Here is a 23,450-nt window from a genome sequence, read left to right on the forward strand (position 1 = left end):
GCCGGACGGGCTGAATTTTCAGCCCGTCCGGCGCCCGCGGACAAAGAGGCGTCAGTCCTGCTGCGGGTGGTGGGCCGGGATATCGGGGAGCTCGCCCGTCGTCTCGTAGCGGCTGAGCATCTCGATGCGGCGCGTGTGGCGCTCCTCACCGGAGTACGGCGTGGCCAGGAAGATCTCGACGAACTTCGTCGCCTCCTCCTGCGTGTGCATGCGGCCGCCGATGCTGATGACGTTGGCGTCGTTGTGCTCGCGGCCGAGCGCGGCCGTCTGCTCGCTCCAGGCCAGTGCGGCGCGTACGCCCTTGACCTTGTTCGCGGCGATCTGCTCGCCGTTGCCCGAGCCGCCGATGACGATGCCGAGGCTGCCGGCGTCCGCGGCGGTCCTCTCGGCCGCGCGGAGGCAGAACGGCGGGTAGTCGTCCTGGGCGTCGTAGATGTGGGGGCCACAGTCGACGGGGTCATGGCCCTGGGCCGTGAGCCACTCGACGAGGTGGTTCTTCAGTTCGTAGCCGGCATGGTCGGAGCCGAGGTACACGCGCATGCGTCCGAGTGTGGCATGCCCCGGGTTCCCGATCGGTCAGCAGGTGCCGGTGACTCTCTGTGAACACAACGAAATGGATTCAGGTCTTCCTAAAGACACCTTCGAAAAGTTCTAATGCGGTGGCTCGTAACCCGAGAACCAAAGGAACAACCCGAAGGAACGTGCACATGAGCGCGACACCGCCGACCATGACGAAGGGGTCGACGACCGGCGACCCCGGCCACGCCCCGGCGTCGGGCGGGGACGGCCTCAAGGCTGGACTCAAGAACCGGCACCTGTCCATGATCGCCATTGGTGGTGTGATCGGTGCCGGCCTTTTCGTGGGTTCCGCATCCGGTATCGCCGCCGCCGGCCCCGGCATCCTGATCTCGTACGCCCTCGTGGGCGCGATGGTCGTCTTCGTGATGCGGATGCTGGGTGAGATGGCCGCGGCCAATCCCACCTCCGGCTCCTTCTCCGCCTACGCGGACCGGGCGCTCGGCCGCTGGGCCGGTTTCACCATCGGCTGGCTGTACTGGTTCTTCTGGGTCGTGGTGCTGGCGGTCGAGGCGACCGCTGGAGCCAAGATCCTGCACGGCTGGGTACCGGGCGTGCCGCAGTGGGGCTGGGCCCTGATCGTCATGCTGGTCCTCACCGCGACCAACCTGGCCTCGGTCAGCTCCTACGGTGAGTTCGAGTTCTGGTTCGCGGGCATCAAGGTCGTCGCGATCGCCGGCTTCGTCGTCATCGGCCTCCTCGCCGTCTTCGGCGTGCTCCCCGGCTCCGACAACCCCGGCCAGGGCTTCGACCTCCTCACCTCGCACGGCGGCTTCCTGCCGAACGGCCCCGGCGCGATCCTCACCGGTGTGCTGATGGTCGTCTTCTCCTTCATGGGCAGCGAGATCGTCACCCTCGCCGCCGGTGAGTCCGAGGACCCGCAGCGTGCGGTCACCAAGGCCACCAACAGCGTGATCTGGCGCATCGGCGTCTTCTACCTGGGCTCGATCCTCGTCGTGGTCTCCCTGCTCCCGTGGGACTCCAAGGAGATCGCCGAGAAGGGCAGCTACGTCGCGGCCCTCGACTCGATCGGCATCCCGCACGCCGGCCAGTTCATGAACGTCATCGTGCTGACCGCCGTCCTGTCCTGCCTGAACTCGGGCCTGTACACCGCCTCGCGCATGGCCTTCTCCCTCGGCCGGCGCGGTGACGCACCGAAGGCCTTCTCCCGCACCAGCCCCAACGGGGTGCCCCGCGCGGCGATCCTCGGCTCGGTCGTCTTCGGCTTCCTGTCGGTCATCTTCAACTACGTCTGGCCCGACACGGTCTTCAAGTTCCTGCTGAACGCCTCGGGTGCCATCGCCCTCTTCGTCTGGCTGGTCATCTGCATCACCCAGCTGAAGATGCGCGGCATCATCCAGCGCGAGATGCCGGAGCGGCACTTCGTGAAGATGTGGCTGTTCCCGTACCTGACGTGGGCCACCATCGGCATGATCACCTTCGTCCTGGCCTACATGGTCTACGACGGCGGCGACAACCGTGAGCAGGTCCTGCTGTCGACCCTGCTCGGCGTCATCGTCCTGGCGATCGGCCTGGTCCGGGACCGGCGCCGCAAGGCGGCCGAGGCCGTCTCGCAGTAGGGGTACCCACGGCTACGGGCCGGGCCCGCACCCCGATCGTCAGGGGTGCGGGCCCGGCCCGTACGTACAGCTGCGCACACGCGCGGCCGAAGCGGCGTCAGCCGCGGCGGCCCAACAGCTTCCAGGCGGTGGGCAGCGCGCCCATCGCCAGCGCCGCCTTGAGGGCGTCACCGATCAGGAACGGCGTCAGGCCCACGGCGACCGCGTCACCCAGGGACATGTGCGTGGCCAGCGCCAGGTAGGGCACGCCCACCGCGTAGATGATCGCGGAGCCCAGGGCCATGGTGCCGGCGGTGCGCAGCACGGAGCGGTCGGCGCCGCGGCGGGCCAGGGCGCCGACGACGGTCGCGGCGAGCAGCATGCCCAGGACGTAGCCGAAGGACGGGAAGGCGGCGCCGGAGCGGGCCTCGGCGAACCACGGCATGCCCACCATGCCGGCCACGGCGTACAGCGCGAGCGAGAGGAAGCCGCGGCGTGCGCCCAGGGCGGTGCCGACGAGCAGTACGGCGAAGGTCTGGCCGCTGACCGGGACCGGGGAGCCGGGGACGGGAACGGCTATCTGCGCGGTGATACCGGTCAGCGCGGCGCCGCCGAGGATCAGGGCCGCGTCACGGACCCGGGCGCGGCCCGCGGTCGAGGCGGGGAGCAGGTCGGCGAGGACCGTACCGGTCCGGGTGACTGGGGCAGCTGCGGTGGCCATCGGTACTCCGCGAGAGGTGAAGGATGGGTAAGGACACGCTGACGTTAGCCGAGCGTCATCCCGGGAGCACCGGGTAGCGGCGACAAACGCCGAGGCCCGGTCTTGGCGGGTTCCGAGCGCGTGTGCGCCTGTTAGCAGCGATTGCTCACGGAAACGTGATGCTCATCACGAGAGTCCCGGTCCGCTTGGCTACGACCGCCCGGCCGGGGGAATCTGGACCACACCCCCCGCTCCTGCGTGTTCCTCGCGACAGGCGCACTGATCTGAGAGAACGAACCCCATGCACGATGCACAGCCTGACGCCGAGCCTCTCGCCGGCGCAGAGAGGGAACCGCTGGCCGCGGGGCTCAAGCAGCGGCATCTGACGATGCTGGGCCTGGGCGGTGTGATCGGCGCCGGCCTGTTCGTCGGCTCGGGCGCCGGAATCGCGGTGGCGGGCCCCGGCATCATCGTCTCGTACCTGATCGCGGGCGCGCTCGCGATGCTGGTGATGCGGATGCTCGGTGAGCTGTCCGCGGCCATGCCGGCCTCCGGTGCCTTCTCGGTGCACGCCGAGCGCGCCCTGGGCCGCTGGGCGGGGTTCACGGTGGGCTGGCTGTACTGGTTCCTGCTGGTGGTCGTGCTCGCCGTGGAGGCGACGGGAGCCGCGCAGATCGCACACGGCTGGGCGCCCTCGGTGCCGCAGTGGGCCTGGGTGCTGATGTTCATGCTGGTCTTCACGGCCGCGAACCTCGCGGCCGTGAAGAACTTCGGTGAGTTCGAGTTCTGGTTCGCCGCGCTGAAGGTCGGCGCGATCGTGCTCTTCCTGGGCCTGAGCCTGCTGGCGATCTTCGGACTGCTGCCGGACACCGACGCGGTGGGAATGTCGAACCTCACCGGCCAGGGCGGCTTCCTGCCCAACGGCTGGGGCGGGGTGGTCTCCGGAGTGCTGGCCGTCGTCTTCGCCTTCGGCGGCCTGGAGGTCGTCACGATCGCGGCCGCCGAGTCGGACGACCCGGCGCGCGCGGTGGGCCGGGCGGTCCGCAGCGCGGTGTGGCGCATCCTCTTCTTCTACGTGGGCTCGATGCTCGTCGTCGTGACCCTGCTCCCCTGGTCGTCGATGCAGCCGGGCCAGAGCCCGTACGTCGCCGTGCTGGACCACGTCGGGGTGCCGGCGGCCGGGCAGATCATGAACATCGTGGTCTTCGTGGCGCTGCTGTCCGCGCTGAACGCCAACCTCTACGGCGCGTCCCGGATGGTCTTCTCACTGGCCGAGCGCGGTGAGGCGCCGCGCTCGCTGCTGAAGGTCTCGGGCGGCGGCGTGCCGCGGCGGGCCGTGCTCGCATCGGTCGCGTTCGGCTTCGCATCGGTCATACTCAATCTCAAGTGGCCGGATTCAATCTTTCATTACCTGCTGAACGCGGTAGGGGCCGTCCTGCTCTTCGTCTGGGGCCTGATCGCCGCCTCGGAGCTGCGCCTGCGGCCGCGCATCGAGCGCGAGATGCCCGAGCGGCTGAGCCTGCGCATGTGGTGCTTCCCCTACCTGACGTGGGCGGCTCTGGCCGGCATGGCGGCCGTTCTGGTGCTGATGCTGACCGACGCCGAGGCCCGCCCGCAGCTGCTGTGGTCGGCCGCGGCGACCGGCGCGGTGCTGGCCGTCGCGGGGCTGCGCGAGCTGCGGCTGCGCCGGAACCGATAGTTCACCCGGAAAAAGCATCGGTTCTAACGATATTTCAGGTACCCACGGTTACATCGGAGTCTAAATATCGGACAGCTGTGTCCCAGGTGTTGTTCTGAGCGAACATGACCCCCACACTGAGGCAACTTTCTGAGGCACCTTTTTCAGCTTCTCAAGCTCACACCTCACGGGGACATAGACCATGACTGGGACACCTGCGGCCTCCGCGCCCGAGCGCGAGGCCACCGGCGCGGCACCGGACGGCACACCGGGCGGCGCCAACCATCTGTCGCACGGCCTCAAGCAGCGCCATCTGTCGATGATCGCGCTCGGCGGGGTCATCGGCGCCGGCCTCTTCGTCGGCTCCGGCTCCGGCATCGCCGCCGCCGGACCGGCGATCGTGCTCGCCTACGCCATATCCGGGCTGCTCGTCATGCTCGTGATGCGCATGCTGGGCGAGATGTCGGCCGCCAACCCGGCGTCGGGCACCTTCTCCGTGCACGCCGAGAAGGCGATAGGCCCCTGGGCGGGCTTCACCGCGGGCTGGATGTTCTGGGTGGAGCTGTGCGTCGGTATCGCCGTCGAGGCGATCGGCGCGGCGGCCATCATGGTCTCCTGGTTCCCGTCCACGCAGTCGTGGATGTGGGTCCTGCTCTTCATGGCCGTCTTCTGCGGCACGAACCTGGCGGCTGTCAGCAACTTCGGCGAGTTCGAATTCTGGTTCGCCACCCTGAAGGTCGCCGCGATCGGCATCTTCCTGGTGCTGGGCGTGCTGGCCGTCCTCGGCATGCTGCCGGGCACCGAGGCCCCGGGCAGCGACAACCTCACCGGCCACGGCGGCTTCCTGCCCAACGGCGCCAACGGCCTCGTCATCGGCCTGCTGGCCTCCGTCTTCGCCTACGGCGGCCTGGAGACGGTCACCATCGCCGCCGCCGAGTCCGAGCAGCCGGTCAAGGGCGTCGCCCAGGCGGTCCGCACGGCGATGTGGCGCATCGCGCTCTTCTACGTCGGCTCGATGCTCGTCGTCGTCACCGTGATCCCGTGGAACGACAAGTCGCTGACCACCGACGGCCCCTACGTCGCGGTGCTGAAGTACCTCGACATCCCGGCCGCCGGGCAGATCATGAACGTCATCGTGCTGATCGCCCTGCTGTCCGCGATGAACGCCAACATCTACGGCGCCTCCCGGATGTCGCACTCCCTGGTCGCACGCGGCGAGGGCCCGAAGTTCCTCGGCAAGGTGACCAACGGAGTTCCCCGGCTGACCGTCCTGGCCTCCTCCGCCTTCGGCTTCTTCGCGGTGCTGCTCAGCTACTGGTGGCCCACCACCGTCTTCAAGTGGCTCCTCTACATGACCGGCGCCGCGGTGCTGGTGGTGTGGGGCTTCATCGCCGTCACCCAGCTGCGGATGCGGCGCCGGCTGGAGCGTGAGGCACCGGAGCGGCTCGTGGTGCGGATGTGGCTCTTCCCCGCGCTGACGTGGGTGGCGCTGGCCGGCATCGTCGGCGTCCTGTCCCTCATGCTGCGCGAGGAGGACACCCGGGTCCAGCTGTACTTCACGGCCGGCCTCACCGGCGCCCTGGCGCTGACCGGGTACATACGCCAGCGCGTCCTGGCGGCGAGGAAGACCGCCGGGCACTGACGAACGGACGACGAAGGGGCCGGACACCGCGATGGTGTCCGGCCCCTTCGTCTGCGTGCGGTGGCGTCAGCCGCCCAGCTCCGCCGCGACCAGCTCCGCGATCTGGACGGCGTTGAGCGCCGCACCCTTGCGGAGGTTGTCGTTGGAGAGGAAGAGCGCCAGGCCGTTCCCGACGGTCTCGTCCACGCGGATGCGGCCGACGTACGAGGCGTCCTTGCCCGCCGCCTGCAGCGGCGTGGGGATCTCGGAGAGCTCGACGCCGGGGGCGTCCTCAAGCAGCTCGTACGCGCGCTCGACGCCGATCGGGCGCTCGAAGCGGGCGTTGACCTGGACCGAGTGACCGGAGAAGACCGGGACGCGCACACAGGTGCCGGAGACCTTGAGCCCGGGGATCTCCAGGATCTTGCGGGACTCGTTGCGGAGCTTCTGCTCCTCGTCGGTCTCGAAGCTGCCGTCGTCGACCAGCGCGCCCGCCATCGGCAGCACGTTGAAGGCGATCGGACGCTTGTAGACGCCGGGCGCGGGGAACTCGACGGCCTCGCCGTCGTGGGTCAGCTCCGCCGCCCGCTCGCCGACCTCGCGCAGCTGGCCCTCGAGCTCGGCGACGCCGGCCAGACCGGAGCCGGAGACGGCCTGGTAGGTGGTGGCGACCAGGGCGGTCAGTCCCGCCTCGGCGTGCAGCGGCTTCAGGACCGGCATGACGGCCATGGTCGTGCAGTTCGGGTTGGCGATGATGCCCTTGGGGCGGTTGGCGATCGCGTGCGGGTTGACCTCGGAGACGACCAGCGGCACCTCGGGGTCACGGCGCCAGGCGGAGGAGTTGTCGATCACGACGGCGCCCTGCCCGGCGACCTTCTCGGCCAGCGCCCTGGAGGTGGTGCCACCGGCGGAGAAGAGGACGATGTCCAGGCCCGTGTAGTCGGCGGTGGCCGCGTCCTCGATGGTGATGTCCGTGCCCTGCCAGGTGAGCGTGGAGCCGGCGGAGCGCGCCGAGGCGAACAGGCGCAGCTCGGAAACCGGGAATTTGCGCTCGGCGAGGATCTTGCGCATGACCGTGCCGACCTGACCGGTGGCTCCGACGATTCCGATCCTCACGAGGGCTCCCTACTCACGTACGCCACATACATAACCACTGCCAGGGACGGTTTCACCTGGTCGCATGGTTCCCATATGAGCTGCTACCCGCCCCCAAAGTCCAATCCATTGTCCGAGGAGCGGGACGCACCGGGCACGGGGCGGGACACCCCGGGGGAACGGCGGAGCGGGGCGGGCGCTCCTGGTGTGCGCCCGCCCCGCTCCCGGTACCGCTCGTCAGCCGCCCCCGGCGGCTACGGCAGCACCTTCTCGATCTTCACGCTGCCGCTGCCCGCGACCGTGCCGGCCGCGTTGACCAGCTGGACGTCGCCGAAGAAGGAGCGGCCCTCGGGGGCCGCCCCCGCGACCACGACCTGGGCCGTGACCTGCGCGGACTCACCGGCGCCGAGCTTGACGCCCGTCGCCGCGTCGACCTTGATCTCGCCCAGGGACGGGGCGAAGTAGACGTCGCGGTAGTCGTAGGCGGTCGCGCCGGCCGGGACGGAGTAGCCGGTGACCTCGACGGTGTACTCGCCGGCCGCCGGCTTGGTCAGGGTGACCAGCTCGTCGGAGCCGCCGCTGGTGGAGGCGCCCACGGACTTGCCGTCCTTGTAGACGGTCAGGTCCAGGTCGGCCTTGGGGTCGGCGGCGCCGCCGATGGCGGCGTCGAAGCGGGAGACGCCCTCGCCGAGGGTGACCTTGGTGGTCCGCTTCTCGCCCTGCTTGAGGGTCGGCCGGTCGATCTTCGACGAGCCGAGCTGGCCGCCCTTGAGCTTGCCGTCGAGCGCCGCGAAGGCGTTGGTGGCCTTCCAGGTCACGTCGGCGGCCTGGCCCACCTTGGCCTCGGGGACGGTCTGGACCGCCGGCTCGAAGGTGGCGCCCAGCGCCGTGGCGGTCAGGGTGTAGGGGTTGTCCAGCAGCGGGGAGGTGCGGCGGGACTCGACCTCGATCTCCCAGACGCCGGGCAGCGGGTTAGCGTACGAGCGCAGCTCCGGGCGGCAGGCGTTGGCCGGGTTCGAGTAGTTCGGGTAGCAGTTGACCGTGGACGTGGGGTCGACGGGCACGCCGTAGGGGTTGATGGCGATGAAGCGGGTCTGGCTGCCGGCGGCCAGGCCGCCGAGCGCGACCTCGAGGGTCCGGGCGCCCTTGGGCACGGTGACGAAGTACGAGGTCGTGGCGTTGCGCGTGGCGGTCGCACTCTTCTTGACCACGTACGACGGCTTGACGAGCGGCTCGGCCGCGACGACGGTCGTCATGATCTGCTTGTCGACGCCCTCGGTGCGGTCGTCGTCGACCGCGAGGATCGCGCTGTGGATGCCGGCGGTCTTCGCCTTGGCGCTGACCTTGACGGTCACGGGCTTGTTCAGCGGCAGCTTGACCTCGTTGTCGCCGACGAGCTTGAAGGTGCCGTCATTGTTCTGCCACTCCAGCTCGTGCCACACCGGCTTGTCGGGGCCGGAGGTGCGGGTGACGGTGACGTCGTAGGTCCTGCTCTCGCCCGCCTTCAGGCCGCCCTCGCGGTCGTAGAGGCCGGAGCCGAAGCCGGGGGTCTTCAGCGCGCCGGAGAGGGCGGTGGCGACGGGGGCCTTGACCGTGTAGTCGTGGGCGGTGGCGCCGTCGCGCAGGGCCTCCCACGCGTCGGGGATGTTGATCAGGCCGGCGCCCTGCTCGTAGGCCTGGAAGCCCTTGATCTTCTTCGCGGTGCTGTACAGCGCCGTGCGCAGATCGGCCGGGGTGAGCTTCGTCTTCTTCTGCTTGGCGGCCGATATCAGCAGCGCCGAGGCGCCCGCTGCCTGCGGGGAGGCCATCGAGGTGCCCTGCAGCATGCCGTAGCCGGGCGGCAGGTCGTAGCCGGACTCGGCGACGGGGGCGCCCGGCTCCCAGGTCGGCGTGGTGTTGATCGAGGCGCCCGGGGCGCTGATCGTGGGCGTGAAGCCGCCGTCCTCGCGCGGGCCGCGCGAGGAGAAGGGCATCATCGCGTACTTCGTCTTCACCTCGGAGCCGTAGTTGGCGGCCCAGGTCTCCTTGGAGACGGACGCGCCGACGCTGATGACCTTGTCGGCCAGGCCGGGGTCGCCGATGGTGTTGGCACCGGGGCCGCTGTTGCCCGCCGAGATGACGAGCTGGACGCCGTAGGTGTCGATGAGGCGGGTGTAGAGCTCGGAGCGGGCGTTGTTGCCGTCGTTGAGCGCGGGCAGGCCGCCGATCGACATGTTGACGATGTCGACGCCGCGGTTGACGACGAGGTCGATCATGCCCTCGGTCAGCGCCACGTTGGTGCAGCCGCCGGTCCAGGTGCAGGCGCGGGAGGAGACGAGCTTCGCGCCCGGGGCCGCGCCGTTCATCTTCCCGCCGAAGAGGCCGTTGGCGGCGGTGATGCCGGCGACGTGGGTGCCGTGCTCGGACTCGATGACGCCGATGTTGACGAAGTCGGCCTTCTTGCCGACCCAGTCGCCGCCCTTCGGGTCCATCGGCACGTCCTTGCGGACCTGCACGACGAAGGGGATGCGCTCGGCGATCGGGGTGTCCGGGTTGTCCTTGCCGAAGTAGCCGACCTGGTAGCCGTCCTTGTACGGCTTCAGCTCCTCGTCGTTGCCGAAGTCGCCGTCGTCGTCGAGGTCGACGCGGACGGTGCCCTTGGCCTTGTCGTAGAGGACGGCCCAGGAGTCGGTCGTGTCGCCGTCCCGGTTGAGGTCGCCCTTCATGTCGCCGCCGGCGGTGACGCTCTCGCGGAAGAGGGCTACCTGGCGGGCGCCGTCGCCGGCGGGGGCAGTGTAGGTGCGGCCGTTGAAGGAGAAGCCCGGGCCCGAGACGTCGGAGGTCATCGGCAGCCAGGTGCCGTCCGCGTCGGTGAGCGGGTCGGTCGCGGTGACCCAGTCGGTGATCTTGCGCTCGCCGGTGCTGGTCCGCTGCAGCGCGGGGTGCCCGAGGTCGATGCCGGAGTCCAGGATGCCGATGGTCACGCCGCGGCCGTCGGCCTGGGGGTGGTCCTCGGTGAACTCGACGGCGCCGGTCTCGAAGGCCGGCTGGTACGGGTTCTTCGCCGGGGTCTTCTTGCCGGGGGCCGGGTACTTCCGGTCCTTGGCGAGCTGCGGCGCGCCCTGGGCGACGTCCCCCCGGGGCGTCGGGTCCGGGAGCTTGATCTCCTGCTTGAGGTCGATGCCGTGCACGGAGGCGAGCTTCTTCGCCTCGTCGATGGCGGCGTCCGCCTTGCCGGTGGGGACCGTGGCGCGGACGTAGCCGAGCTTGTCGTACGCCTGGCCCACGGAGGCGCCCTGGATCGCTCCGAGCTTCTCGGCGACCTGGCCGGTCCGGCCGGGCTGGGTGGCGATCATCATCGTCACGGTCCTGTCGCCCTCGGACTTGGCCTTGGCGAGCAGGTCCGCGTCGTGCGAACCGAGCTTGTCCGACGTCGACTTGACCGGTCCCGGAGCGGGCAGGGGGTCCTCGGCGAAGGCGGGAGCGGCGCCCGCCGCGGTGAGCGCGGCCACGACGGAGGCCGCGACGGCTATTCGGGCCGCACGTCTCGCGCCGCCGGACGACGCGTTCGGGGCATCGGGGGTGGGGGTCATGAGCATCCCTGGCTGGAAGTGGTGGAACGGGCAGCGGAACAGCAAACGGAACAGCGAAGGGACAGCGAAAAGGCGGCGAAAGGGCACACCCACTCGGCGTCCGGAAATCGGTGCCGGATGAGCGCTCACTTTGATGGAAGTGGCGGGGGTTTGGGGAGAGTTGCCCGGGCAGGAAAATAAGGATGGCGTAAACCCGCCACGCGCCACGCGGGATGAAGCGGGACGGAGGCCGTGAAGCGGTCAGGACGTTCCCGCAGCTCAGCAGCTGTAGGACAAACGGACTAAAGGATTGGCCCGTGACCGGCGAGAGGGTTCCCCTCGAGGGTGAACGCTGAGTGAGCGTCAGCACTCCAGGGGACGAGTGGTGTATGTCAGTTCGCAGTAGCCAAGATCCATGTGAGGGGATCGGCGGCGACCGTTGCGGCCGAGTTCACGCCCAGGTCACTCGCGCTGCCGACGCTCCTCACTGACCGACAGCCACCGCCCGCCCGCAAGACCGCCAGCCTTCGCGTTCGCACCCGGGGAGACCGCCATGCACCGCAGATCCCGCAGAACCGCAGCCTCGCAGCTCGACCGCCGTACGTTCCTGGCCGCCGCGGGCGCCGTCACCACGGCCACCGGGCTGGGCCTCGCCGTGGGCACGGACAGCGGACCGGCCGCGGCCGCCCCCGGCGACCCCACCCCCGCCCCGGCCGCCGGCACCCCGGCGACCCCCGCGGCCGGGACGCCGGCCGCACCCACGGACGCCGGCACCACGCTCGCCTCCGTCGCCGCCCCGCGCGGCAGCAGCGGCTACCGGCGGCTCGGTGACGGCCCCGGCTGGCCCCGGGTCGTACGGGCCGAGCTGGCCCAGGCGCAGAGCGGCCGGGAGGACCGGCGTACGACGCTGGCGTCGTTCGTACAGTTCACCGACCTGCATATGACGGATGTACAGCATCCGCTGCGGTACGAGTTCTTCCGCTCGGGTGACGTCGGCGGCTGGCGGCCGCACGAGGCGCTGACCCTGCCGGGCGTGGTCTCCTTGGTCGAGCGCGTCAACAAGCTGCGCCGGGGTCCCGCCACCGGCACCCCGTTCGGATTCGTGGTCACCACCGGCGACAACGGCGACGAGAACGCGAAGATCGAGGTCGAGTGGTTCCTCACCGCCCTCAGCGGCGGCCGGATGATCCCCAACACCGGCGATCCGCGCCACTACGAGGGCGTGCAGAACAGCGGACTCAAGCTGTACTGGCACCCCGAGAGCGCCCTGCGCGACCAGGACAAGGAGGCCGGCTACCCCAGGATCGACGGCTATCTCGACGCCGCCTGCCGCCGGGTCACCAGCCCCGGACTGCACGTCCCCTGGTACTCGACCTTCGGCAACCACGACCTGCTCTCCGGCGGCTGCTACCCGGCCGCGGGCTCGTTCATCGCCGACGTCAGCGTCGGCGACCGCAAGCTGCAGTACATCCCGCCCGCCGAGGCCAAGAAGCTGATGGAGGGCGAGGCCGGCGGCGCCGACCCCAAGGGCAAGCGCATAGAGTCCATGCTCAAGGCACACAAGAAGGACATGCGCACGGTCACCGCCGACCCGCGCCGGGTGCCGCTGACCGCACGCCAGTACGTGGCCGCGCACCTGGACCCCCAGCACACCGGGCCCGGGCCCGTCGGCCACGGCTACACCCGCGCCAACCTCGACTCCGGCAGCCTCTATTACAGCTTCCGCGTGTCCGACAAGGTCATCGGCATCAGCTTGGACACCACGGACCCCGGCGGCCACTACCAGGGCTCCCTGGGCACCTCCCAGCTCGACTGGCTCGAACGGACGCTCAAGGAGCACCGGGACCAGTACGCCCTGATCTTCAGTCACCACCCCAGCTGGAGCATGAACAACACGACGCCCGACCCCGCCCGCCCGGGCGAGAAGCGGCACAGCGGCGACGAGGTGGTCGCCCTCCTGCAGCGCCACAACAACGTCCTGGCGTGGATCAACGGCCACAGCCACCGCAACCGCATCCGCCCGCGCGGCGGCTTCTGGGAGATCGCCACCGCCTCGCACGTCGACTATCCGCAGCTCGCCCGCGTCATCGAGGTCACCGACAACCGGGACGGGACGATCTCCCTGTTCACCACGCTCATCGAATCGGCCGCCCCGTACCGCACCGACTTCCACGACCTCTCCCAGACCGGGCTGGCCTCCCTCTTCAGGGAGCTGGCCTTCAACGCCCCGGGCTCGGACACCTCGCTCGCCGGCTCGCCGCCCGACCGCAACACGGAGCTGCTGCTGCCGCGGCGCTGAGGGAGCGGCTCACCGGGGGCGGGTCACCTCGGCAGAACGATGAGATACGCGCAGGATTCGCGGTCGGCCGACGCCACCAGGGCGGTACGGACGACCGCGGCCTGCTGCTCCAGCCCTTCGGCGTCCCGCAGCATCTTCGGTGTGACGCGCACGACCGTGATGCCGATCCGCTCCAAGTGATCCTGCCTGCGGGAGGATTCGGACCAGAGGGCGCCCTCCTCCCGGCGGGGTGTGCGGGCGTCGAGCTCCAGGGCCACCGCGTGGTCGGGCCAGAAGGCGTCCACGCCGCCGAGGCACGGTCCGCCCGGCATCCGCAGGTCCACGTTCCACAGCGGCACGGGCAGCGCGTGCTCACGCACCATCTCGTACAGCCTGCCCTCGGCGACCGCCCGGCCCTCCGCCAGCAACGCCTCGACGGCGTCCACGACATGCGGCCGCCCCAGCAGCCGGGCCCGGGTCAGCTCCCGCACGACCGCGGTGGCCTCGGCATGCCCGCCGCGCACGGCCTCGCTCAGCAGGGCGCGCACCGCGGCCGCGTCGGTCAGCTGCGCCACGGTGTCGGCGACCGCGCGCGCGACCGGTGCGACCGGGACGCCCGTCACCAGCCGGGGGCGGGGCACGGTGTGCGCCCGTACCAGCCGTACGAACCCGTTCGCGCGCAGGCGGCGGGTGCGCGGCAGCAGGACGTCGATGCGGTCGAGGGAGAGCAGCGAGGGGACACTGGTCAGCCGGTACAGGGCGAGCGCGGCCGGGCCGGTGATCATGGCCTGCCCGTAGGGGCCGGGTTCCGGGTCCCGCACGGCGGCCGGGCCGGGCCGGCGCGGCGCCTGGGTGCGCGGGACGGTGTACATCAGGGCGGCGTGCAGCCGCTCCTCGCTGGTGGCGGGCCCGGTATGGAGCAGGAAGACCCCCGGCAGCAGCTGCAGCCAGGGCCCGCCGGGGCGGCAGCGCTCGGTGACGTCGGCCCCGGTGACGCCGTGCTCCCTGAGCTGACGTGCCGTCATCACGCGGCGGCGGACGTCGGAGAGATGGGACAGGGGGCGTGGGGAGAGGGGGGTGTTGGGGTTCATGCCCCCGCCATTCCCTCTCCCGTCCCGCCCCCAACCGCTGTTACGGGCCCGTCGACAATTCAGGACAACGCCGTTTTAAACCCTGGGCATTTGACACTGTCCATGCTGCCGCGGGCCCGTTCGGGCGGCTCCCGCTCAGCGCGCGGCGGCCTCGTCACAGAGCTGCGCGCTCAGGGCCCGCGCCAGGTCGTCCCGGGCCTCCAGGACCAGGCGGCGCAGCGCGGGAGCGGCGTCCGGGTGCGCGGCCAGCCAGGCGTCGGTGGCCTGCAGCGTCCGCCGGTCGTCCTGCAGGGCCGGGAAAAGCCCGCGCACGACCGCCATGGCGATCTCGATGGACCGCTCCCGCCACACCCGTTCGATCACCTCGAAGTAGCGCGGTGCGAACGGCGCCAGCAGCTCCCGCTGGCCCGGCTGGTCGAAGCCCGCGATGGTGGCCTCGGCAAGGGCGTTGGAGAGGGCGTCGGAGTCGACGACCGACGCCCACGCCCCGGCCTTGACCGCGGCCGACGGCCGGGAGGTGAGGCAGCGGGTGTGGTGCCGCCTGCCGGAGGCGGTGTCGTCCCGGGCCAGCTCGGCGTCGAGCACGCTCTCGTCGGCGGCGCCCCGGGCGGCGAGCGTACCCAGGAAGGCCCAGCGCAGCTCCTGGTCCACGTCCAGGCCGTCGATCTTCGCGGAGCCGTCCAGCAGCCCGCGCAGCAGCTGCAGGTCCGATTCCGTGGTGGCGAGCCGGGCGAGGAACCGCGCCCACGCCAGCTGGTGGCCGCTGCCCGGCGTGGCCTGCCGCAGCTCGCTCAGGGCGCTCTGGGCGAGCTCGCGGCCGCTCTCCTCGCGCCGGGCGGGTGCCGCGTAGTACACCAGCGCGCCGATGGCCCACTCCTGGACCATCTGCAGGACGCCGATGTCGCTCTCGGCGCCCGCGAAGCACCGCACCAGGTCCAGGTAGTCGCGGGTGGGCATCAGCCCGTCCCGGGTGAGGTTCCACAGGGCCGACCAGCACAGGGCGCGGGCGAGCGGGTCGGTGAGGTCGCCCAGGTGCTGGCGGAGGGTGGCCAGTGAGGCATCGTCGAAGCGGATCTTGCAGTAGGTGAGGTCGTCGTCGTTGACGAGGATCAGCTCGGGCCGTTCGACCCCGGCCAGCTCCCCGACGACCGTGCGGGGACCGGTGACGTCGGCCTCGGCACGGGCGTAGCGCTCGAGCGCGCCGCCCGCCTCCCGTCGGCGGTACAGGCCCACGGCCACGCGGTGCGGGCGCAGCTCGGGGTGGCTTTCGGGGGCCTCCTGGAGGATGGCGAGCTCGGTGATGCGGTCGGCCGCGTCGTAGGTGGCCAGCGGGGTCAGCGAGTTGACGCCGGCCGTCTGCAGCCAGGACCGCGACCAGGCGGCCATGTCGCGGCCCGAGGTCTCCTCCAGCACCGACAGCAGGTCGGCCAGGCGGGTGTTGCCGTAGGCGTGGCGCTTGAAGTAGCGCCGGGCACCCTCGAGGAAGGCGTCGCGGCCGGCGTAGGCGACGAGCTGCTTGAGGACCGAGGCGCCCTTGGCGTAGGTGATGCCGTCGAAGTTGAGCTTGGCGTCCTCCAGGTCGTGGATGTCCGCCGTGACGGGGTGCGTGGAGGGCAGCTGGTCCGCGCGGTAGGCCCAGGACTTGCGGTTGTTGGCGAAGGTCACCCAGCCGTTGGTGAAGCGGGTCGCCTCGGCCAGCGAGAAGGCGCCCATGAAGTCCGCGAAGGACTCCTTGAGCCACAGGTCGTCCCACCACTGCATGGTCACCAGGTCGCCGAACCACATGTGGGCCATCTCGTGCAGGATCACGTTGGCCCGGCGCTCGTACGAGGCCTGCGTGACCTTGCCGCGGAAGACGAACTCCTCGCGGAAGGTGACGCAGCCCGGGTTCTCCATGGCGCCGATGTTGTACTCCGGCACGAAGGCCTGGTCGTACTTCCCGAAGGGGTAGGGGTAGTCGAAGTGGTCGTGGAAGAAGTCCAGGCCCTGCTTGGTGACGGTGAAGATGTCGTCGGCGTCGAAGTGGCGGGCCAGGCCCTTGCGGCACAGCGCGCCCAGCGGGATCTCGAGCACCGTGCCGTCGTCGAACGTACGGCTGTAGTGGTCGCGCACGACGTGGTACGGGCCTGCGACGACGGCGGTGATGTAGGTGGAGATGGGCCGGGTGGGGACGAACCGCCAGGTGGCGGCGGTGGCGTCGGCGGCCACCGGCTCGCTCTCACCGTCCTGCTCGCCGTTGCTCAGCACCGTCCAGGAGGCGGGCGCGGTGACCGAGAAGGTGAAGGGGGCCTTGAGGTCGGGCTGCTCGAAGTTCGCGAAGACGCGGCGCGCGTCGGCGGGCTCGTACTGGGTGTAGAGGTAGACCTCGCCGTCCTCGGGGTCGGCGAAGCGGTGCAGGCCCTCGCCGGTCCGGCTGTAGGCGCACTGGGCGTCCACGGTCAGGACGTTCTCGGCGGCCAGGTCCTCCAGCACGATGCGCGCACCGTCGAAGACAGCCCCCGGGTCCAGCTCCCGCCCGTTGAGGCTGACCGCCGTCACGGAGGGGGCCACGAGGTCCGCGAAGCTCGCCGCGCCGGGCTCGGCGCAGCGAAAACGGATCGTCGTCACCGAGCGGAACGTACGGGGCCCGGCGCCCGGGCCCACCGCGGACCGCAGGTCGAGTGCCACGTCGTAGGCGTCCACGGTCAGCAGACGGGCCCGTAGCCGGGCTTCCTCACGGGTCAGGTTCTCACCGGGCACGACGCGGCTCCCTCGAATTCCTCACGTATTTTCGAACACCAGGAATCATGGCACGGGGGGTGCTTGTTGAATCACTGACTGTTCAGCTTGTCAGAGGAGATTCGTGTGACCGCGGAGAGAGTGACCGCCGACTTCTGGTTCGACCCCGCCTGCCCCTGGGCCTGGATGACCTCGCGCTGGATGCTGGAGGTCGAGCGGGTCCGGCCCGTGGACGTGCGCTGGCACGTCATGAGCCTCGCCGTGCTCAATGAGGACAGGATCGAGCAGGTGCCCGAGGAGTACCGGGAGTACCTGCGCACCGACGCCTGGGGCCCGGTGCGGGTGTGCGTGGCGGCCGCGAAGGAGTTCGGCGACGAGGTGCTCGGCCGCCTCTACACCGCCATCGGCACCCGCTTCCACAACGAGGACCTGCCGCGCGACCGTACGACGATCGCCGCGGCGCTGGCGGCGGCCGGGCTGCCGGAGCGCCTGGTGGAGGCCTACGACTGCGACGCCCACGACGAGGACCTGCGCGTCTCCCACAAGGAGGGCATCGAGAAGGTCGGCCAGGACGTCGGCACGCCGATCATCGCCGTGCCCGGCCCGGAGGGCCGGGAGGTCGCCTTCTTCGGCCCGGTCGTCACCCCGGCGCCCAAGGGCGAGGCGGCGGCGCGGCTGTGGGACGGCACCCTGCTGGTCGCCGGGACGCCGGGCTTCTACGAGATCAAGCGGACCCGGACCGTCGGCCCGGTCTTCGACTGACGGGGACTGACGGGGACTGACCAGGGCTGACGGGGACTGACGGCACGGCCCCCGAAAGCCGCAGCCGACGGGCGGGCGCACAGGCGGTCCGTTAAGGTCCCGCGTATGGGCCAGACCGACCTCTCCCGGCCGCTCGGCCGTGACGGCGGCTGGGCCGAGGCGGAGCCGCCGTGCGACAACGCGGCCTACGCGGAGCTGCCGGTACGCCCGTACGACCTGCTGACGCTGGCCTCGTGCCATGCGCTGCGGGGCGTCTGGGCGCTGCTGGGGCTGCGGCGGGCGGCGGGCACGCTCCGGCACTACCTGCGCGGCACGGGTGCGCCCTACCGCGTGGACGCCGAGGACCTGCTCGCCCTGCCGGCCGTCCGCTCGGCCGCCGGGGAGCAGCTGGAGCGGTGGCGCGCCGAGGCCCTCGAACGCTGGCGCGCCGGGCCGCGCGGGCCCGCCGCGTACCCCGCCGACAGCGGCTGGCGCGATGTGCTGATCACCCGGCGGGCCGGCACCGACTGGTGGCTGGCCCTGCGCTGCGCGGAGTTCCGGCTGACGGGCACGGTCCGGGTGGACGCGGAGGGGGGCACGGCGGTGGACTACCGCTTCGCCGTGCACAAGGCATGGAACTTCGACCGCGGGGGGTCGGAGATGGGGGTGCCGTTCACCCCGTTCGCCCGGCTGCACGAGACGGGGCTGGCGAGAGAGTTCACGGTGACCGGCGAGGCGTTCGGCCACGCCTGAGGGTGATGGTGGAATGGGGAGAGGCCCCCGCGCGATCCGACCGCGCGGGGGCCTCTCCGTTCGCCCGCCGCGTGAAGGGTGAGAAGACGATCACGAGCAGGCGGTCCGGGGGGCGGGTCAGGGCGCCAGGATGATGGAGCTGCCCTTCTCCTTCGCGGCGAGGTAGCGCGCGCCCACGTCCTGCCAGTTGACGACGGCCCACATGGCGTCGATGAAGTCCACCTTCTGGTTCTTGTACTGCAGGTAGAAGGCGTGCTCCCAGGCGTCGAAGACCAGGATCGGCACGGAGCCCTGGCCCACGTTGCCCTGGTGGTCGTAGACCTGCTCGACGATCAGGCGGCCGCTGATCGGCTCGTAGGCGAGCACGCCCCAGCCGGAGCCCTGCGTGGTGGCGGAGGCCTTGGTCAGCTGCGCCTTGAACTTGGCGAAGGAGCCGAAGGACTCGGCGATGGCGTCCGCGAGCTCGCCCACGCCGTCCTTGTCGAGGGGCTCGCCGCCGCCGTCGCCGGTCATGTTCTGCCAGTAGATGCTGTGCAGGATGTGGCCGGAGAGGTGGAAGGCCAGGTTCTTCTCGAGGCCGTTGATGGCGCCCCACTGGTCCTTGTCACGGGCCTCGGCGAGCTGCTCGAGAGTGTCGTTCGCGCCCTTGACGTACGCCGCGTGGTGCTTGTCGTGGTGCAGCTCAATGATCTTCGCGTCGATGACGGGCTGGAGCGCCGCGTAATCGTACGGGAGTTCAGGAAGCGTGTAGATGGCCATGCCGAGCCCTCCGACTACTTATTGCAATTAACTTGCAGGTAAACGCTACCAGCAGCTGCACCTGAAACGCGGTCATGGGGGTGCGGCTCGGCCCAAAGTCGGAGGCGGTCCTAGGTCCGGACGATCAGGCTTTCGGCTCCTCAGCCGTCAGCGTACGAACCGCCACGCACAGCGACACCGTGGAAGGATGGGCCGCAGTCGCGAGATTGCGGAACGCTAAGGAGATGCCCCGGTGCCCGGAACGAACCTGACCCGTGAAGAGGCGCAGCAGCGGGCGCGGCTGCTGGCCGTGGACGCGTACGAGATCGACCTCGACCTCTCCGGCGCGCAGGAGGGCGGCACCTACCGGTCCGTGACCACCGTGCGCTTCGACGCCGCGGAGGCGGGCGAGTCCTTCATCGACCTGGTCGCCCCGGCCGTGCTGGAGGTCGTGCTGAACGGCACGGCGCTCGCCCCGGCCGAGGTCTTCAAGGACAGCCGCATCGCCCTGCCGGGCCTGCGGGCGGGCCGCAATGAACTGAAGGTCGTCGCCGACTGCGCCTACACCAACACGGGCGAGGGGCTGCACCGCTTCGTGGACCCGGTGGACGACCAGGCCTACCTCTACACCCAGTTCGAGGTGCCGGACGCCCGCCGCGTCTTCGCCTCCTTCGAGCAGCCGGACCTGAAGGCGACGTTCCAGTTCACCGTGAAGGCCCCCGAGGGCTGGACCGTCATCTCCAATTCGCCGACGCCCCAGCGCCCGGCCGACAACATCTGGCGCTTCGAGCCGACGCCGCGCATCTCCACGTACATCACCGCGCTGATCGCCGGTCCGTACCACTCGGTGCACAGCTCCTACGAGAAGGACGGGCAGTCCGTCCCGCTGGGCATCTACTGCCGTCCCTCGCTGGCCGAGTTCCTCGACGCGGACGCCATCTTCGAGGTCACCCGGCAGGGCTTCGACTGGTTCCAGGAGAAGTTCGACTACGCCTACCCCTTCGCCAAGTACGACCAGCTGTTCGTGCCGGAGTTCAACGCGGGCGCGATGGAGAACGCGGGCGCGGTCACCATCCGCGACCAGTACGTCTTCCGCTCGAAGGTGACGGACGCCGCGTACGAGGTGCGCGCGGAGACGATCCTGCACGAGCTGGCGCACATGTGGTTCGGCGACCTGGTCACCATGGAGTGGTGGAACGACCTGTGGCTGAACGAGTCGTTCGCCACGTACACCTCCATCGCCTGCCAGGCGTACGCGCCCGGCAGCAAGTGGCCGCACTCGTGGACGACGTTCGCCAACTCCATGAAGACGTGGGCCTACCGGCAGGACCAGCTGCCCTCCACGCACCCGATCATGGCGGACATCCGCGACCTGGACGACGTGCTCGTCAACTTCGACGGCATCACCTACGCCAAGGGCGCGTCCGTCCTCAAGCAGCTCGTCGCCTACGTCGGCATGGACGAGTTCTTCACCGGCGTACAGGCGTACTTCAAGGAGCACGCCTTCGGCAACACCCGCCTGTCCGACCTGCTGGGCGCGCTGGAGAAGACCTCCGGGCGTGACCTGAAGACCTGGTCGAAGGCGTGGCTGGAGACCGCCGGCATCAACATCCTGCGGCCCGAGATCAGCACGGACACCGACGGCGTCATCACCGCCTTCGCCGTCAAGCAGGAGGCCCCCGCGCTGCCCGCCGGCGCCAAGGGTCAGCCGACGCTCCGTCCGCACCGCATCGCGATCGGCCTGTACGAGCACGAGAACGGCAAGCTGGTCCGCAAGGACCGCCTCGAGCTGGACGTCGACGGCGCGCTGACCGAGGTCCCGCAGCTGGTGGGCCGCGCCCGCCCGGCCGTCGTGCTGCTCAACGACGACGACCTGTCGTACGCCAAGGTGCGCCTGGACGCCGAGTCCCTTGCGACGGTGACCCAGCACCTGGGCGACTTCACCGAGTCCCTCCCCCGCGCCCTGTGCTGGGCCTCCGCCTGGGACATGACCCGCGACGGCGAGCTGGCCACCCGCGACTACCTGGACCTGGTGCTCTCGGGCGTCGCCAAGGAGTCCGACATCGGCGTCGTGCAGTCCCTGCAGCGCCAGGTGAAGACCGCCATCGACGTGTACGCGGCGCCCACCTGGCGCGAGAGCGGCCTGGCGAAGTGGACCGAGGCCACGCTGGAGCACCTGCGCGCGGCCGCGCCGGGCAGCGACCACCAGCTGGCGTGGGCCCGCGCCTTCGCCGCCACCGCCCGCACCGACGGGCAGCTGGACCTCCTCGCCGCGCTGCTGGAGGGCACCGAGTCCGTCGAGGGTCTGAAGATCGACACCGAGCTGCGCTGGGACCTGCTCGGCCGGCTCGCCGCGACGGGCCGCGCGGACGACAAGGCCATCGCGGCCGAGCTGGAGCGCGACAAGACCTCGGCGGGCGAGGAGCACGCCGCCTGGGCGCGCGCCGCGCGGCCGACGGCCGAGGCGAAGGCCGAGGCGTGGGCCTCGGTCGTCGAGTCCGACAAGCTGCCCAACGCGGTGCAGGAGTCGGTCATCAGCGGCTTCCAGCAGGCCGACCAGCGCGAGCTGCTCGCCCCCTACAGCCAGAAGTACTTCGCGGTGGTCAAGGACGTCTGGGGCAAGCGCAGCCATGAGATGGCCCAGCAGATCGCGGTGGGTCTCTTCCCCGCCCTGCAGGTCTCCCAGGCCACGCTGGACGCGACGGACGCCTGGCTGGCCTCGGCCGAGCCGAACGCGGCGCTGCGCCGCCTGGTCACCGAGTCCCGCGCGGGCGTCGAGCGGGCCCTGAAGGCCCAGGCCGCGGATGCGGCGGCGACCGCCTGACGGCAGCGGTAAAGCCGAGGGCGCCCCGGACCGTGCGGTCCGGGGCGCCCTCGGCTTTTCTCAGGCCTTCTCCGCGCGGGCCTGCCGGCGCGCGAGCAGCGCCGCGCGCCGCTCGTCGAACTTCGTGGCCTGGTCGTCGAGGCCGCCCATGAACAGGCCGAGCTCCTCCTGGGCGCGCAGTCCCTCCGGGCCGAGGCCCGTGATCTCCAGGACCTTCAGGAAGCGCAGCACCGGCTGGAGCACGTCGTCGTGGTGGATGCGCAGGTTGTAGATGCCGCCGATGGCCATCTGCGCGGCGGCCCGCTCGAAGCCGGGGATGCCGTGGCCGGGCATCCGGAAGTCGACCACCACGTCCCGCACGGCGCTCATCGTCTGGTCGGGTGCCAGCTCGAAGGCCTTCCCGAGCAGGTTGCGGTAGAAGACCATGTGCAGGTTCTCGTCCGTGGCGATGCGGGCGAGCATGCGGTCGCAGACCGGGTCACCGGAGTGGTGGCCGGTGTTGCGGTGCGAGATGCGGGTCGCCAGCTCCTGGAAGGCGACGTAGGCGACCGAGTGCAGCATGCTGTGCCGGTTGTCGGACTCGAACCCCTCCGACATGTGCTGCATGCGGAACCGCTCCAGCGCGACCGGGTCGACGGCGCGCGAGGTGAGCAGGTAGTCCCGCATCACGATGCCGTGCCGGCCCTCCTCCGCCGTCCAGCGGTGCACCCAGGTGCCCCACGCGCCGTCGCGGCCGAAGAGCGAGGCGATCTCGTGGTGGTAGCTGGGGAGGTTGTCCTCGGTCAGCAGGTTGACGATGAGGGCGGTCCGCCCTATCTGCGTCACCTTCGACTGCTCGGGGGCCCAGGCCTCGCCGCCCATGACGCCGTCGAAGTTACGGCCGTCGCTCCACGGCACGTACTCGTGCGGCATCCATTCCTTCGCCACCTTCAGGTGCCGGTTGAGCTCGGCCTCGACGACCTCTTCGAGTGCGTACAACAGGCGGCTGTCGCTCCATGCGGCCTGGCCGGCGTGGGAGGGGGCGATGGTCACAGGCAGCTCCTGGGCGATCTTTACTTACGGCTCCGTAGGTTACGACACCGTAGGTTAACGGTGGGACAAACGCCAAAGCCAGTGGCCCATACACCGAAATGGGCAGCAAAAAGCCGGCACCAGGAGGTGCCGGCTTCAGGGGCCTGCGGAGCGGTCGGACGGGGAAGCGTCAGCGCGCGATGCGGGGGTAGTGCGTGTCGTGCGTGCGCTTGTTGTCGGAGTGCCTGGCGAGGACCATGGTCAGGCCCGTGATGACCAGGAAGAGAACGATCGGCGCGGCCACGTAGAGGCCGAGCGTGTTGATCACGCTCAGGCCGGGGCCCGGGTCGTCGCCGTCGTCGCGGGTGAGCGCGAACGCGGGGGACGACATCAGCAGCATCAGCATCGTGCCTGCGCAGACGGCACCGGCACGCACGGCGTTCTTGTTGACCTTATTGCTCACGACCTCAACGTATCGGACACCTACCGGACCCGCGCGTCCGGGGTGGCCTATCG

At 70.5% G+C, this 23,450-nt stretch carries 16 protein-coding genes; 7 read left to right on the forward strand and 9 right to left on the reverse strand.

Features of this window, described 5'->3' with window-relative positions; genetic code table 11:
- Nucleotides 1–51: 51 nt before the first annotated feature.
- Nucleotides 52–540 carry a ribose-5-phosphate isomerase gene (locus AB0F13_RS23795; RefSeq protein WP_362085798.1) on the reverse strand — a complete coding sequence of 163 codons (489 nt, stop codon included), beginning with the start codon at nucleotides 538–540 and terminating at the stop codon, nucleotides 52–54.
- 188 nt (nucleotides 541–728) lie between these two features.
- Between AB0F13_RS23795 and AB0F13_RS23800 the strand changes: the two genes are divergently transcribed.
- Nucleotides 729–2,156, forward strand: a complete 1,428-nt coding sequence (locus tag AB0F13_RS23800; protein WP_362086009.1) for an amino acid permease — start codon at nucleotides 729–731, stop codon at nucleotides 2,154–2,156.
- Between the two features lie 97 nt (nucleotides 2,157–2,253).
- On the opposite strand, the gene AB0F13_RS23805 is transcribed toward AB0F13_RS23800, so the two are convergent.
- The gene (locus AB0F13_RS23805; RefSeq protein WP_362085801.1) at nucleotides 2,254–2,856 is read right to left on the reverse strand and encodes a biotin transporter BioY; all 603 of its coding nucleotides are present in this window, start codon (nucleotides 2,854–2,856) and stop codon (nucleotides 2,254–2,256) included.
- 280 nt (nucleotides 2,857–3,136) lie between these two features.
- Between AB0F13_RS23805 and AB0F13_RS23810 the strand changes: the two genes are divergently transcribed.
- Together AB0F13_RS23810 and AB0F13_RS23815 are read left to right on the forward strand one after the other, a co-directional pair.
- Nucleotides 3,137–4,534, forward strand: coding sequence for an amino acid permease (locus AB0F13_RS23810; RefSeq protein WP_362085804.1), 1,398 nt, complete (start codon nucleotides 3,137–3,139; stop codon nucleotides 4,532–4,534).
- A gap of 181 nt (nucleotides 4,535–4,715) precedes the next feature.
- A complete protein-coding gene (locus tag AB0F13_RS23815; RefSeq protein ID WP_362085806.1) occupies nucleotides 4,716–6,155 on the forward strand; it encodes an amino acid permease in 1,440 nt (479 codons plus the stop codon).
- Nucleotides 6,156–6,221: 66 nt separating this feature from the next.
- Here the strand turns inward: AB0F13_RS23815 and AB0F13_RS23820 are convergent, their stop codons facing one another.
- Both AB0F13_RS23820 and AB0F13_RS23825 read right to left on the reverse strand, forming a co-directional pair.
- Nucleotides 6,222–7,250 (reverse strand): aspartate-semialdehyde dehydrogenase, encoded by a 1,029-nt coding sequence (locus AB0F13_RS23820; protein ID WP_362085809.1) that lies wholly within the window; start codon nucleotides 7,248–7,250, stop codon nucleotides 6,222–6,224.
- 233 nt (nucleotides 7,251–7,483) lie between these two features.
- Nucleotides 7,484–10,801 carry a S8 family serine peptidase gene (locus AB0F13_RS23825; RefSeq protein WP_362085812.1) on the reverse strand — a complete coding sequence of 1,106 codons (3,318 nt, stop codon included), beginning with the start codon at nucleotides 10,799–10,801 and terminating at the stop codon, nucleotides 7,484–7,486.
- Nucleotides 10,802–11,333: 532 nt separating this feature from the next.
- Here AB0F13_RS23825 and AB0F13_RS23830 point away from each other — a divergent pair.
- Entirely contained in the window at nucleotides 11,334–13,079 is a 1,746-nt protein-coding gene (locus AB0F13_RS23830) for a TIGR03767 family metallophosphoesterase (RefSeq protein ID WP_362085815.1), read from the forward strand.
- A 23-nt stretch (nucleotides 13,080–13,102) separates the two neighbouring features.
- Here AB0F13_RS23830 and AB0F13_RS23835 read toward each other — a convergent pair whose 3' ends face one another.
- Together AB0F13_RS23835 and pepN (AB0F13_RS23840) are read right to left on the reverse strand one after the other, a co-directional pair.
- Complete coding sequence (locus AB0F13_RS23835; protein WP_362085817.1) at nucleotides 13,103–14,149, reverse strand: hypothetical protein; 1,047 nt, start codon at nucleotides 14,147–14,149, stop codon at nucleotides 13,103–13,105.
- A 135-nt stretch (nucleotides 14,150–14,284) separates the two neighbouring features.
- Nucleotides 14,285–16,888: an aminopeptidase N gene (gene pepN, locus AB0F13_RS23840; RefSeq protein ID WP_362085820.1), complete on the reverse strand. Its 2,604-nt coding sequence runs from the start codon at nucleotides 16,886–16,888 to the stop codon at nucleotides 14,285–14,287.
- Nucleotides 16,889–17,053: 165 nt separating this feature from the next.
- On the opposite strand from pepN (AB0F13_RS23840), the gene AB0F13_RS23845 reads away from it, so the two are divergent.
- On the forward strand, nucleotides 17,054–17,629 hold the full coding sequence (locus tag AB0F13_RS23845; RefSeq protein WP_362086012.1) for a disulfide bond formation protein DsbA: 576 nt from the start codon (nucleotides 17,054–17,056) through the stop codon (nucleotides 17,627–17,629).
- 105 nt (nucleotides 17,630–17,734) lie between these two features.
- Nucleotides 17,735–18,361, forward strand: a complete 627-nt coding sequence (locus AB0F13_RS23850) for a hypothetical protein (RefSeq protein WP_362085823.1) — start codon at nucleotides 17,735–17,737, stop codon at nucleotides 18,359–18,361.
- Between the two features lie 117 nt (nucleotides 18,362–18,478).
- Here the strand turns inward: AB0F13_RS23850 and AB0F13_RS23855 are convergent, their stop codons facing one another.
- On the reverse strand, nucleotides 18,479–19,120 hold the full coding sequence (locus AB0F13_RS23855; protein ID WP_362085826.1) for a superoxide dismutase: 642 nt from the start codon (nucleotides 19,118–19,120) through the stop codon (nucleotides 18,479–18,481).
- A gap of 232 nt (nucleotides 19,121–19,352) precedes the next feature.
- On the opposite strand from AB0F13_RS23855, the gene pepN (AB0F13_RS23860) reads away from it, so the two are divergent.
- A complete protein-coding gene (gene pepN / locus AB0F13_RS23860; protein ID WP_362085829.1) occupies nucleotides 19,353–21,923 on the forward strand; it encodes an aminopeptidase N in 2,571 nt (856 codons plus the stop codon).
- A 60-nt stretch (nucleotides 21,924–21,983) separates the two neighbouring features.
- Here the strand turns inward: pepN (AB0F13_RS23860) and AB0F13_RS23865 are convergent, their stop codons facing one another.
- Both AB0F13_RS23865 and AB0F13_RS23870 read right to left on the reverse strand, forming a co-directional pair.
- Nucleotides 21,984–22,955 carry an acyl-ACP desaturase gene (locus AB0F13_RS23865; RefSeq protein ID WP_362085832.1) on the reverse strand — a complete coding sequence of 324 codons (972 nt, stop codon included), beginning with the start codon at nucleotides 22,953–22,955 and terminating at the stop codon, nucleotides 21,984–21,986.
- A 169-nt stretch (nucleotides 22,956–23,124) separates the two neighbouring features.
- Complete coding sequence (locus AB0F13_RS23870) at nucleotides 23,125–23,397, reverse strand: hypothetical protein (RefSeq protein WP_362085835.1); 273 nt, start codon at nucleotides 23,395–23,397, stop codon at nucleotides 23,125–23,127.
- Between the last annotated feature and the right edge of the window lie 53 nt (nucleotides 23,398–23,450).

It is taken from the genome of Streptomyces sp. NPDC026206 (assembly GCF_040638465.1).
In the GTDB taxonomy this organism is placed as follows: domain Bacteria; phylum Actinomycetota; class Actinomycetes; order Streptomycetales; family Streptomycetaceae; genus Streptomyces.

What these genes read in the sequence shown, in the direction of transcription:
- AB0F13_RS23795 (WP_362085798.1), bottom strand. Translation starts at nt 540, where the DNA reads ATGCGCGTGTACCTCGGCTCCGACCATGCCGGCTACGAACTGAAGAAC.
- AB0F13_RS23800 (WP_362086009.1), top strand. Translation starts at nt 729, where the DNA reads ATGACGAAGGGGTCGACGACCGGCGACCCCGGCCACGCCCCGGCGTCG.
- AB0F13_RS23805 (WP_362085801.1), bottom strand. Translation starts at nt 2,856, where the DNA reads ATGGCCACCGCAGCTGCCCCAGTCACCCGGACCGGTACGGTCCTCGCC.
- AB0F13_RS23810 (WP_362085804.1), top strand. Translation starts at nt 3,137, where the DNA reads ATGCACGATGCACAGCCTGACGCCGAGCCTCTCGCCGGCGCAGAGAGG.
- AB0F13_RS23815 (WP_362085806.1), top strand. Translation starts at nt 4,716, where the DNA reads ATGACTGGGACACCTGCGGCCTCCGCGCCCGAGCGCGAGGCCACCGGC.
- AB0F13_RS23825 (WP_362085812.1), bottom strand. Translation starts at nt 10,801, where the DNA reads ATGACCCCCACCCCCGATGCCCCGAACGCGTCGTCCGGCGGCGCGAGA.
- AB0F13_RS23830 (WP_362085815.1), top strand. Translation starts at nt 11,334, where the DNA reads ATGCACCGCAGATCCCGCAGAACCGCAGCCTCGCAGCTCGACCGCCGT.
- AB0F13_RS23835 (WP_362085817.1), bottom strand. Translation starts at nt 14,149, where the DNA reads ATGAACCCCAACACCCCCCTCTCCCCACGCCCCCTGTCCCATCTCTCC.
- AB0F13_RS23845 (WP_362086012.1), top strand. Translation starts at nt 17,054, where the DNA reads ATGACCTCGCGCTGGATGCTGGAGGTCGAGCGGGTCCGGCCCGTGGAC.
- AB0F13_RS23850 (WP_362085823.1), top strand. Translation starts at nt 17,735, where the DNA reads ATGGGCCAGACCGACCTCTCCCGGCCGCTCGGCCGTGACGGCGGCTGG.
- AB0F13_RS23855 (WP_362085826.1), bottom strand. Translation starts at nt 19,120, where the DNA reads ATGGCCATCTACACGCTTCCTGAACTCCCGTACGATTACGCGGCGCTC.